The 11,864-nt window shown below is 70.9% G+C and carries 9 protein-coding genes, 1 pseudogene and 1 riboswitch; of the genes and pseudogenes, 8 read left to right on the forward strand and 2 right to left on the reverse strand.

Annotated elements, in window-relative coordinates; all coding sequences use genetic code 11:
- Positions 1-61: 61 nt before the first annotated feature.
- The 8 genes from TA3x_RS01435 to TA3x_RS01470 all read left to right on the forward strand — a co-directional run bounded on the left by TA3x_RS01435 (position 62) and on the right by TA3x_RS01470 (position 10,108).
- On the forward strand, positions 62-2,716 hold the full coding sequence (locus tag TA3x_RS01435; protein ID WP_435018323.1) for a DUF1549 domain-containing protein: 2,655 nt from the start codon (positions 62-64) through the stop codon (positions 2,714-2,716).
- A 32-nt stretch (positions 2,717-2,748) separates the two neighbouring features.
- Positions 2,749-4,137: a DUF1501 domain-containing protein gene (locus TA3x_RS01440; RefSeq protein ID WP_435018324.1), complete on the forward strand. Its 1,389-nt coding sequence runs from the start codon at positions 2,749-2,751 to the stop codon at positions 4,135-4,137.
- A 128-nt stretch (positions 4,138-4,265) separates the two neighbouring features.
- Entirely contained in the window at positions 4,266-4,691 is a 426-nt protein-coding gene (locus tag TA3x_RS01445) for a BlaI/MecI/CopY family transcriptional regulator (RefSeq protein ID WP_435018325.1), read from the forward strand.
- Positions 4,688-6,493 carry a M56 family metallopeptidase gene (locus tag TA3x_RS01450; protein ID WP_435018326.1) on the forward strand — a complete coding sequence of 602 codons (1,806 nt, stop codon included), beginning with the start codon at positions 4,688-4,690 and terminating at the stop codon, positions 6,491-6,493. Before TA3x_RS01445 ends, TA3x_RS01450 begins: the two co-directional genes overlap by 4 nt.
- A gap of 118 nt (positions 6,494-6,611) precedes the next feature.
- A riboswitch (cobalamin riboswitch) is annotated at positions 6,612-6,823 on the forward strand.
- A gap of 118 nt (positions 6,824-6,941) precedes the next feature.
- The gene (locus TA3x_RS01455; RefSeq protein ID WP_435018327.1) at positions 6,942-7,916 is read left to right on the forward strand and encodes a DUF1559 domain-containing protein; all 975 of its coding nucleotides are present in this window, start codon (positions 6,942-6,944) and stop codon (positions 7,914-7,916) included.
- Positions 7,917-8,025: 109 nt separating this feature from the next.
- Positions 8,026-8,322, forward strand: coding sequence for a hypothetical protein (locus TA3x_RS01460; protein WP_435018328.1), 297 nt, complete (start codon positions 8,026-8,028; stop codon positions 8,320-8,322).
- Positions 8,323-8,354: 32 nt separating this feature from the next.
- Complete coding sequence (locus TA3x_RS01465) at positions 8,355-8,825, forward strand: YybH family protein (RefSeq protein WP_435018329.1); 471 nt, start codon at positions 8,355-8,357, stop codon at positions 8,823-8,825.
- Complete coding sequence (locus TA3x_RS01470; RefSeq protein ID WP_435018330.1) at positions 8,822-10,108, forward strand: endonuclease/exonuclease/phosphatase family protein; 1,287 nt, start codon at positions 8,822-8,824, stop codon at positions 10,106-10,108. The genes TA3x_RS01465 and TA3x_RS01470 overlap by 4 nt, the downstream gene beginning before the upstream one ends.
- A 315-nt stretch (positions 10,109-10,423) precedes the next feature.
- Here the strand turns inward: TA3x_RS01470 and TA3x_RS01475 are convergent.
- A pseudogene (locus TA3x_RS01475) lies at positions 10,424-11,023 on the reverse strand (rhomboid family intramembrane serine protease); the annotation flags it as partial.
- A 75-nt stretch (positions 11,024-11,098) separates the two neighbouring features.
- The gene (locus tag TA3x_RS01480; RefSeq protein ID WP_435018331.1) at positions 11,099-11,857 is read right to left on the reverse strand and encodes a DUF1559 domain-containing protein; all 759 of its coding nucleotides are present in this window, start codon (positions 11,855-11,857) and stop codon (positions 11,099-11,101) included.
- Positions 11,858-11,864 lie beyond the last annotated feature (7 nt).

The following is an 11,864-nucleotide window of genomic DNA, read 5'->3' on the forward strand; positions in this document are numbered from 1 at the left end:
CGGGGCGATCGTCCCCGCCCCGTCTCGGATGATCGCCCAACCCATACCGGAGCCCGAGCCCATGTTCGCCCGCCCGCGTGCCCTTGCGCCGATCGCTTCCCTTCTGCTCTCCGCCGCATTGCCGGCGGTGGGGGCCGAGCCGGCCACCTCGCCGGCCACGCCCGACCCGGCGGCCCTGGAATTCTTCGAGAGGAAGGTCCGGCCGGTCCTGGTCGACAACTGCTATAACTGCCACTCCGCCAACACCAACGCCAAGGGCGGCCTGCGGGTCGACGACCGCGTTGGCCTCCTGGTGGGCGGCAGCGGCGGGGCGGCGGTGGTCCCCGGATCGCCCGACGAGAGCCTGCTGATCCAGGCCGTCCGCCACGCCGACGGCGTCCCCCAGATGCCGCCCAAGAAGCAACTGAGCGATGAACAGGTCGCCGACCTCGCCCGCTGGATCGCCGACGGCGCCGCGTGGCCCCAGGAGACGGCGGCGGTCGCCGTCAACAAGCCCAACGAGGCCTACGACAAGCTCCGACGCGAGCATTGGGCCTGGCAGCCTCTGGCCGACCCGGCCGTCCCCCCGGTCCGGGATGCGTCGTGGGCTCGCGACCCGATCGATGTGTTCCTGCTGGCGAAGCTCGAAGCGGCCGGACTGCCGCCGGTCGCCGACGCCGGCCGGGCCGCCCTGATCCGCCGCGCGACCTTCGACCTGACCGGCCTGCCCCCGACCCCCGAGGCCATCTCCGCGTTCTTCGCCGACGGATCGCCCGATGCTTTCGCCTCGGTCGTGGATCGCCTGCTGGCCTCGCCGGCCTTCGGAGAACGCTGGGGCCGGCACTGGCTCGACGTCGCCCGCTATGGCGAGTCGACCGGCTCGTCGCGGAACATCCCCTTCCCCCACGCCTGGCGGTATCGCGACTACGTCATCGATGCCTTCAACGCCGACAAGCCCTATGACCGGTTCATCCGCGAGCAGGTGGCCGGCGACCTCCTCCCCGCCGAGACGCCCGAGCGTCGGCAGGAGCAGCAGGTGGCTACCGGGTTCCTGGCCCTCGGGGTCAAGGACGTGAACCAGCGGTTCAAGGTCCGGTTCCTGATGGACAACGTCGACGAGCAGATCGACACGGTCTCGCGGTCGGTCCTGGGCCTGACCGTCAGTTGCGCCCGGTGCCACGACCACAAGTTCGACCCGATCCCCACGGCCGACTACTACGCCCTGGCGGGCATCTTCCGCAGCACCGACCTCTGCGCCGGGGTCCGCAACAAGATGGGCGGCGGCGGGCTCGACTATTACGACCCGGCCATGCTGATCCCGCTCGGCGACTCGGCCGGCCCCAAAGGCGAGGATCACGAGGCGAAGGTCGCCGAGGCGAAGAAGGCGTATGAGGCCGCCCGCAAGGAGTTCGAGGCGATCCGGGGGACGCCCGAGGGCCTGAAGATCGCCGCCAACGGACGCCCCGCCCAGTTCCCGTTCCGCCAGAAGATGCTCAAGGCCCAGGCGGCGCTCGCCGACCTGACCGACCCGTCGCTCCACGGCCCGGTGGCCCTCGGGGTCCGCGACTCGGGGCAGCCGGCCGACACCGAGATCCGCCTCCGGGGCGAGGCCGAAAAGCTCGGCCCGATCGTCCCGCGCGGCTTCCTCGGCGTCCTCAATCTTCCCGACGCGCCCGGCATCGACCCGGCCCATAGCGGCCGCCTGGAACTGGCGCAATGGCTGACCCGGCCCGACAACCCGCTCACTTCCCGGGTCATGGCCAACCGGGTCTGGCAACACCTGTTCGGCCGCGGGCTGGCCGCCAGCGTGGACAACTACGGCGTCACCGGCGACCCGCCCACCCATCCGGAACTGCTCGATCACCTGGCCAACCGGTTCGTCCGTGACGGCTGGTCGGTCAAGCGGCTGGTCCGTGCCCTGGTGCTGAGCCGGGCCTATCAGCTGGGAACCGAGGCCACCCCGGCCCACCTGGAGGCCGACCCGTCCAACCGCCTGATCTGGCGGCATGCCCCGCGCCGGCTCGACGCCGAGGAGATCCGCGACGCGACCCTGATGGCCGCCGGCACCCTCGACCCGTCCCGGCCGCCTGCATCGCCGGCCAAAGACTTGAAGGTGATCGAGCTGCCCAACAACGGGGCCCTGGCCCGAGGGCTGGCCGATGCAGCCCGGTCGAGCCGGCACCGGGGCGTCTACTTGCCTCTGGTCCGGGGGATCACCCCGACCGCGCTGGAGGTCTTCGACTTCGCCGAGCAGGGGATGGTCACCGGCCGCCGCGACGTGACCACCGTGGCGACCCAGGCCCTCTACCTCATGAATGACCCCCTGGTTCGCAAGCAGTCGCTGGCCCTGGCCGGGCGCCTCCTGGATCGCTCCGACCTCGACGACGATGGCCGGGTGGACCTGGCCTATCGGCTCGTGGTCGGCCGATCGGCGAACTCGGGCGAGGTCGAGCGGGCCCGCGCCTTCCTGGCCGACTTCGAGTCCGCCGCTGCCAATGAGCCCGAGCCGGCCCCGACGGTGGTCGCCGTCGCCGACGTCAAGCCGGCCCCCGCCGAGGACACGACCAAGTCTGGCGACAACAAGAAGCCCGCCCCGCCGATCGACCCGGACGAGGTCATCAACGTGGACGCCCCGATCGTCGAGGAAGTGATCCGCGCCAACAGCCCCCGGGCCGCCGCCTGGGCCGGCTTCTGCCAGGCGTTGCTGGGCTCCGCCGAATTCCGCTACCTCCCCTGACCCGATCACGACTTATTGTCAAGGAACGAGATATGTCGAATCACGATGAATTGGGCACGGCCCGGGGCCATTTCTCCCGCCGCCAGGCTCTGAAAGGCGCCGGGATCGGCTTCGGCCACCTGGCCCTGGCCGGCCTGCTCGGCCACGGGTCGACCAGGGCCCGAGCCGCCGATGCCCCCGGCCCGTTGGCCCCGAAGGCGCCCCACTTCCCGGCGAAGGCCAAGCGGATCATCTTCCTGTTCATGCAGGGGGCCACGTCCCAGATGGACACCTGGGAGTACAAGCCGAAGCTCCAGGAGGACGACGGCAAGGTCGGCCCGGGGGGCGGCACGCTCACGGGTTCCAAGTTCAAGTTCGCCCAGCACGGCCAGACCGGGACGTGGGTCTCCGAGCTCTACCCCCACACGGCCAAGCATGTCGATAAGATGTGCTTCCTCCGGGGCCTGCACACCGACACCCCGGCCCACCCGGAGGCGGTCATGCAGATCCACACCGGGGTGAGCCTGGCGACGCTCACCCGGCCGTCGATGGGCTCGTGGCTCCTCTACGGCCTCGGCACCGAGAATCAGGATCTGCCCGGTTACATCACCATCAACCCCCCGCCCAACTTCGGCGGTGCGGCCAACTACGGCTCGGCCTTCCTGCCCGCCCACTTCCAGGGGACGCGGATCAGCGACTCCGGCTACCTGCCCAACATCAAGGCCCGGGCGTCGTCGCCGCTCCAGCGCCGGCAGATCGACCTCGTCCAGGCGATGAACCGCGACCTCGCGGCCAACCCCGGCGCCCCGGACCAGCTCGACGGCGTGATCCAGTCGTATGAACTCGCCTTCCGGATGCAGGACAAGGTGCCCGACCTGCTGGACATCTCCCGCGAGCCCGAGCACGTCCGCGAGGCCTACGGCGTCAAGGACGGCCCGGCCGGCAGCTTCGCCCGCCAGTGCCTGATGGCCCGCCGCCTGAGCGAGGCCGGCGTCCGGTTCGTCGAGGTCTGCCACCCCGGCTGGGACCAGCACAACAACCTCCACCAGGGCCTGATCCGCAACTCGCTGGCCACCGACCAGCCCACCGCCGCCCTGCTGGCCGACCTGGAACAACGCGGCCTGCTGGACGAGACCCTGGTCCTGTTCGGCTCCGAGTTCGGCCGCCTGCCGACCGCCCAGGGCGTGGACGGCCGCGACCACAACATCACCGGCTACCCGATGTGGCTGGCCGGCGCCGGGATCAAGGCGGGCTACTCCCACGGCGCGACCGACGAATACGGCCTGGCCGCCGTCGAGGGTCGGATGCACACCAACGACCTCCACGCCACCATCCTGGCCCTGATGGGCCTGGACCACGAGCGGCTCAACTACCGCTACGCCGGCCGCGACTTCCGCCTCACCGATGTCGCCGGCAACGTCGCCCGCGAGGTCTTCGCCTGAGCCACGCGTCCCCCCTCCTCCGGCGGCGGATGTCTTTCTACGGGTTATGCCGTTGACCCCAATACGGCCTAAACCGTAGAGTGGCATCCGTCGCCGGCATTCGCAATCACGGATGGGGGGATGACCCGATGGTACGACCACGCGCCGAGCATCCGACGCCGGGCGAGTTGGAGATCCTCAAGATCCTGTGGGACCGGGACGGCCCGGCCACGGTCCGCGACGTCCTGGCGGAGGTGAACCGCCGGCACGAGCCGCCGAGGGCCTATACCTCGGTGATGAGCCTGATGAACGTGATGGCCGACAAGGGTCTGCTCCGGCGCACCCCCCGGGGCCGGGCGTTCGCCTATGTCCCCGCCTCGCCCCGAGAACAGACGTTGCGGTCGATGCTGGGCGAGACGCTGGAGCGGGCCTACCAGGGGTCGGCCAGCCTGCTGGTGGCCCACCTGCTCGACCAGTCGACGCCCTCGGCCGAGGAACTCGACCGGATCCGGGCACTGCTCGACGGCTACGAGAGCCGCCGCGCGGGCGAGGCCCGGGAAGGGGGCGACTCATGACGATCTCCTCGGCCGGGGCCGTCGCCGCGTGGATCTGGCTCGCCCTGCTCCATGCCGCCTGGCTGGGGCTGGCCGCCCCGGCGCTGGTCGCCTGGCTGTTCCAACTCCGGTGGACCATGCCGCGACGGGCGCGACATGCGACCCTGGTCGCGGCACTCGCCTCGGTCGCGGCCGGCCCGCCCCTGCTGGCCTCCGCCCCGCATCTCGCCCCGGGATGGGTCGCCAATGAATTATTGATGGGCGGGGCGAGGGTCGTGATCCTCCCGGGCGAGCCCGGCCCCGGCATCGATCCCGTCGACGACGCCCACGCGGGCCGGCGGCGGGCGGACGACGCGATGCCCTCGCGATCGTTCCGCCGCTGGGCGGATCGCTCCGCCGAAGTTGCCAAGGCGGCCCGCCCCTATGGCCTCGCGGCGTGGTCGCTGGCCGCCTTGGCGGGGCTGGCCACGCTGGCCCTGGGGGTGGGCGGCGTGGCCCGGCTGTGTCGCGACGCCTCCCCGGCGCCCGCCGATGTCGCGGAGCGGGCCGGGCGGCTCGGCCGGCGGCTCGGGCTCCGGAAAGTGCCTTCCGTCCTGGTCCATCCCGGGCTGGTCGAGCCCTGCCTGTGCGGCTTTGCCCGCCGTGCGGCCATCCTGCTGCCGGGCCGCTGGCTCGCCTCGGCCGGCCCCGACGCGATCGACGCGGTGCTGGCCCACGAACTCGCCCACGCCCGCTGGCGTGACTCATCCGCAAATGTGTTGTTGCGATTGTTCGAGGCCGCTTATGGCTTCCACCCGGGCGTCGTCTGGCTTTCGCGGGCGTTCCGACGCCAGCGCGAACACCTGGCCGACGCGCTGGCGGTCCGGCTGACCGGCGATCCCCTGGCCCTGGCCCGGGCTCTCGAATCGGTGGCCCGCCTCCGCCTCGAATCCCGATCGATGCCGATGGGCGCGGCCCTCGGCGGCGAAACCTCCGCCCTCCTCCCCCGGATCCAGGAGCTTCTCGGCATGATGCCCGCTCGCCCCCGCCCCTCGCTCTGGCCGTTCGCGGCCTTCCCCCCGGCCGTCGGCCTCGCCCTGGTGGCGACGTCGCTGGGGTTCTCCCAGGACAAGTCGATCCCGCTCGAAGGGGCCCCGGCCGGCACGGCGCCGCCACCGGTCAAGGTCCCGGCCCCGGCCGTCCCGCCGAAGACCCCGGCCGATCCCGCGCGGCCCAACGCCGAGCCCGAGCCTCCGCAGATCTCCTTCGATATCCGGGCTGTCGCGTTTGCCCCCTTCCACTGGCGGGCGGGGTTGGAGGGGCGAGTCGAGACGGTCGAGCCGGCGTCCGACCTCCCCCGGTGGCTCCTGGACGAGCGGGCCACGCGTGGACTGCTCAAACGGATGCTCGCGGAGCCGTCATCGAACCTGATCCAGGCCCCGAGGGTGACGGCCTACGACGAGGCGCATGCCGTCATTCAGTTCGGTGGGAAGCTGGACCCGGGGCCCGGCGAGGCGGCAAGTTACCGCTTCCGTGTTGATGTCAGCGGGACCCGCGTACCCGCCGGGCTGAGGGTCGATCTCGATCTCCGAGCCCCGGCCCTCCCCACCGACGGGGCCGAGAAGCCGGCATCCCGGGCGGTCGCCCATCGGGGGACGGTCGACATCCCCGAGGGGTTGAGCTTGATCGTCGACCTCGGCCGGTCGGGTCGCCGGCCGGCACCCGGCCGCGAGCCGGAGATCGATCTGGTCATGATCACGCCCCGGCGAATCATCCCCAAGGCGAAGGTCGTTAGCGGTCATGGCCTTTCCCGCGTCGACACCAAGTTCGGCCCGGTCGAGTGATGCCCGGGACGCTGACCGGCCGGCCTTCGCCGGGTTCTGCGGGTTGAGAAGGAAACAACCTGGGATCGGAGCGCAACCCCCGCGTCGCGACCCTTGACCGGGGCGCAAGCCTCCTGGTCTAATGATCTCCTCGACGGGTGTCCCCTGCCCCGGTCTCAGGCCGGGTGCGGGGGGAGAATAGGGAAGACGGTGCGAATCCGTCGCGGGGCCGCCGCTGTGATCGGCCAGGCCCCCGGATCAACCTGTGCCACTGCCTGAATGGCGGGAAGGCCGATCCGGGGACCGTCACGAGCCGAGAGCCAGAAGACCTGCCCGTCGGGATGCTGTTCCGATGCCCCGGCCTTGGGCATCCGGGCGGGCCGCTCGCAGGTCGTCTGCCATGCGCCACGCGCCGGAGCCAGGTCGGGGATCCTCCCTTTTGCCCGGCCCGGCGGAAAGACGACCCCTCATGTTCGCGCGTCACACCCTTCGACATCGCCCGCGCGGCGGCTTCACCCTGATCGAGCTGCTGGTGGTGATCTCGATCATCGCCGTCCTGATCGCCCTGCTGTTGCCCGCGGTGCAGGCGGCCCGCGAGGCCGCCCGGCGGATGCAATGCGTCAACAACCTCAAGCAGATGGGGCTGGCGCTCCACAACTACTATCAGGTCATGGACGTGTTCCCCAAGGGGGGATATGGCGGCATGGTGACCACGTCCACGGCCGCCCCCACGGCGCGGATCGTGAGCTGGGGCACGGCCATCCTCCCCTACCTGGAACAGGCCCCGCTCTACAACGGGTTCAACCAGGACCAATGGTATCTGCACGAGAGCAACTGGACGGCCGCCGGCACCACGCTGAACGCTTACCTCTGCCCGTCGGGGCCCGGCCGGGCGCGGCTCCGCCCCAACGGCGATACCCCGCTGGCCACCTCCCCCCTGTTCGGCCGCAATGACTACGGCGGCAACTACGGCGAGCGGGGCCTGCGGTGCTATCCCGGGACCAACTGCCAGAACAATTATGGGAACCCCCTGGGCGGGGGGCGCGGGATCCTCTTGATGGGCGTCGATCCCAACGTCACGATCCCGATGATCTCCGACGGCACCAGCCACTCGGTCATGATCGGCGAGGCCCCCGAGGCCGACCACGGCCTGTGGGCCGGGCAGAAGAATTATTTCGACCAGAGCGCCCCGGTCAACGCCCGCTACAGCTTGCCGCCCGGGGCGACGTGGGATGCCTGCGCCATCTTCGGGACCGGCCGGAAGGACATCGTGCCGGGCCGGCTGGGGTGCGACTATGGCCAGGAGTTCCACAGCTACCACCCGGGCGGGGCGAACTTCCTGATGGCCGACGGCTCGGTCCGGTTCCTGAAGGAGACCCTCACGCCGCAACTCGTCGCCGCCTACCTGTCGCGCTCGGGGGCGGAGATCATCTCCGAGAACTGACCGGGGATGGGGCCGGTCCCGGGCCCGTGTCGCGGCCGGGCCGATCCGTTAGAATGGCCGGGGTCCGCCCGAGATCGGCATCCCGTCGCGACGGGGATGGATGGGCCCCATGCTCACGTTCCACATCCGCAGCTTCATGATCCTGATCGCATTCTGCGCCGTGGTGCTGGCCGGTGCGACGGTCGGGATGCGCTGGGCGTTCAACCGGGCCGAGGGGGCGATGTACGCCCAGCGCGAGATGGAGCACACGTTCGAGGCCGCCAACTTCCGCCATGCCGCCAGGCAGGCGCAGGCCGACCCCAACGGGGTCGGCAAAATCGCCGGCTTCAAGCAACTGGCCCGGCAGCACGAGAAGGCCGCGCGGGAGTGCGCCCGGCTCCGCGAACTCTACGAGTCCCGCTGGTGATCCCCCCTTCCCCCGGACGGTGATCGACCGCCATGAACACGGCCCTCCGATCCTGCCTGATGGCGACGTTCCTGCTGGCCCTCGCCCCGGTCGCCCGGGGCGATGACGCCGCATCGATCGCGGCGATCCGCAAGGTCCTCGACTCCCAGGTCGAGGCCTGGAACCGGGGGGACCTGGACGGGTTCCTCGACGGCTACTGGCACGACCCCGGCGTCGTCTTCCAGTCCGGCGGCGACCGCAACGACGGGTTCGAGGCGATGAAGGCCCGGTACGTCCGCCGCTACAAGGCCGACGGCAAGGCGATGGGCCGGGTGGCGTTCACCGGGGTCGAGGTCCTGCCCCTGGCGGCGGATTCGGCCTTCGTCCGGGGATCGTGGAAGCTCGACCTGCCCGACGGCGGCAAGCCGGGCGGGCTGTTCACTCTGGTCTTCCGCCGGTTCCCCGACGGCTGGAAGATCGTCCACGACCACACGTCGATGGCCCCGGATCCGAAGCCCCAATGAGAGTTCGGGCGTCCCCTGGTGGTTGGTTGGGCCGGGCCCGGCTCCTCGCGGCGATCGCCCTGATCGCGGTGATCGCCGCCGGGGCGGTGGGGCAGTTCGTCCGCGACCGATCGGCGGCGTGGGGCCTGCTGCTCTACCTCCCGCTGTTCCCCCTGGGGCTTGCGGCCCTGGGGCTCGACCTCCTGGCGCGGGGCCGATCCGTGCCCGGCGGGCGGTTCCTGCTGGGCGGGGTCGGGCTGGTCGCCGTGGTCGGCGGGTCGATCCCGCTGCTGGGGTTCGGCCCCGGGGGCGGGGATCCGGGCGATCGCGACGAGGTTTCGGTGCTGCACTGGAACGTGATCTGGGGCGGCGGCCGCGTGATGGCCACCGACCGATGGGAGAAGATCCGCCGGACGATCCTCGACCATCCCACCGACGTGGTGATCCTGAGCGAGGGGCCGCCCGACGGCCCGCTCGACGGATTGGTGGGGGCGATGGGGCCGGGGGCGTCGCGGGTCCAGGTGGAGAACGGGCCCGACGCCGTGCGGGGCTACTGGTTCAAGCTGGTGGTGGCATCGCGGTGGCCGGTGCGTGCCCTGGGCCGGATCCCGGTGGTCAACGGCGCCGCGATGGCGGCCGAGGTGACGGTCCGGGGCCGCCCGATCCGGATCTTGGTGGTCGACGGCCTGAGCCATCCGAGGCTCCACCGGGCCCCGTTCCTGCGGAGCGTCGCCGAGGCGTGCGAGGCCGCGAAGAAGGCCGGGGAGCCGTTCGACCTGGTCGCCGGGGACTTCAACTGCGTGGGCCGGAGCCTGGGCTTCGACGGCCTGGACCGGGCCGGCTACGACCTCGCGGCGCGGAGGTCGCGGGGCTGGCGGGCGACCTTCCCCTCCTTCGCCCCGATCTACGACATCGACCACGTCTGGGTCCGCAACTACGCCGATCGGCTCCGCTGCGCGTTCTTCACCGACCTGGCGTCGGATCATCGCGGCCAGGTCGTCCGGTTCCGACTGCCGTCGTCACCACGCCTTGCCGTCCAGTTCCAGCACCCCGTCGTCGCGCATCTGCTCGGCCTGGGCGACGAGCTTCCGGCGGGTCGCTTCGAGGTCGGTGGCCAGCGTCCCCTCAGGGATCGATTCGAGCACGCTCAGGGCGTGGACCGGGCGTTGCTGCTCGCGGATCAGGACCTGGGCCAGCCGGAGCCGGACCCGGGGCGAGGGCTTCATGGCCCTCTGGAGGTAATCCTCCATGACGGCCACCGACCCGCCCCAGTCCTTCGCCGTGGCCAGGAGCTGGATCAATGACAGCCATTCGGGGTCGGTCGGCCGCCAGCCTGGCCGGGCCTTGATCGCCTTGTCGTGGTAGGCCAGGGCCGCCACGGCATTCCCCTCCGCGATCGCCCTCCGCATCCGATCTGCGGCGAGGTCGGCCTTGTCGTCGGGACTGCTCGGGCCGTCGTCGTCGGCCCTGGCCTTCTTCTTCCGCTTCCCCTTGGCGGGGACGGAGTCGGGCAATTTCACCTTCCGGGCGACCTTGGGCTTATCCCGACCCACGTGGCCGCCCCACACCGAGTACAGGTCCCACTTTTCGCAGTCGACCCAATCCATCTTCAGCAAGATCGTGGCCAGGGCGAAGCCGACCGCCGCGCCGGAGAGGTGGAGGAGTTCGGTCGAAACCCCCAACCCCTGCTTGAGGGTGCCGAAGGCTTCCAGGGCCAGGTACAGGGCCGCGAACCACATGATGGCGATGTCGAGCATGAAGACCCGGAACCCGAGGATCACGACGCAGGAGAGGTCGTTCTTGGGGGCCCAGACCATGGCCATCGCCAGGAGCCCGTAGATGATCGCCGATGCCCCGAACGAGCCGGTGGCCTCGTTCGCCCCCAGCATCAACACCTGCTCCGCCCCGCTCTGGACGATGCCGATCCCGAGGTAGATCGCCAGGAACGGGAAGAACCCGACCTTGCCCTCGACCACCAGGGCGAACGCCCACAGGAAGATCAGGTTGCCGGCCAGGTGGAGGATATCGCCGTGGATGAAGTTCGAGGTCAGCCACTGCACCGGATGCAGGCCGTCGCCGTGGCTGAGGATGTAGGGCTCGACCTCGTCGACGCCCAGGCCGGCCGTCGCCGCGAACACCGCGATCGTCGCGGCCATCAGGCCCATCGTGGCCCAGGGCCGATGGTAGATCGGCGCATCGGTCGCCCACGGAATGATCATCGTCCCGACTCCTCCGGCTGCGTCGCCCAGGTCATTCGGATCCGTCGGACGATTGTACCGGATCGGGCCGGGGAATCACGGGAGAATCTCCGGGTCGATCGGCTCGCCGCCGTCGATGGACGACAGGGCCCGGAGCGTGGCCGGCGATAGGGGTTCGACGAGCCGTCGATAACGGCCGTCGGCGAACATCACGACCGGGCCGCCGGGATCGCGGGTCGACATGCCCGGCCGGGACGGGTCACCCAGGGCGGACGCGTCGATGTCCCAGGGGGCGGTCCAGGGGATGGCGACGTCGGCGACCTCGCCGAGCATCAGCGTCGTGCTCGTCCCGTCGCGGATCGCCGCGCGGTCGGTCGAGCGGTCGCCGGGGAACGCCGTTCCCTCGCCGGTGATCGCGGCGTAGCTGGTCAAGGACTTGCGCTGGTCCGGATGCCGGTTCAGGCAGGCATAAACCCCGGGCATCCGGTCGACCAGAGGGCGATTGCCCGGCCCGTCCCAGGGCTGGGCAAAGTTGTATGACGTGTACAGGTCATACTGTTCCAGGTAGGGGAGGATCAGGACCCGCCAGCTATGCATCGGCCGGCCGTGCTCATCGGCCAGGTACGCGGGCGGGAACCGGCCCCAGGCTTCGTGGTAGCTCTCCAGTGCCAGGCCGATCTGGTGGATGTTGTTCCGGCAAGCCGCCGATCCGGCGGCGGTCCGGGCTGCGTTCCAGGCCTGAGGACCCATCACGAGCATGCTCAAGACCGCCCCGGCCATCAGGACGACGATCAGGCGGGCCAGACTCGGCCAACCCCGGGTGACGCGGCCGGTCGCGGGGTCGATGGTGCCCATGATCTCG

The sequence above is a fragment of the Tundrisphaera macrotermitis genome, assembly GCF_051175315.1.
In the GTDB taxonomy this organism is placed as follows: Bacteria; Planctomycetota; Planctomycetia; order Isosphaerales; family Isosphaeraceae; genus Tundrisphaera.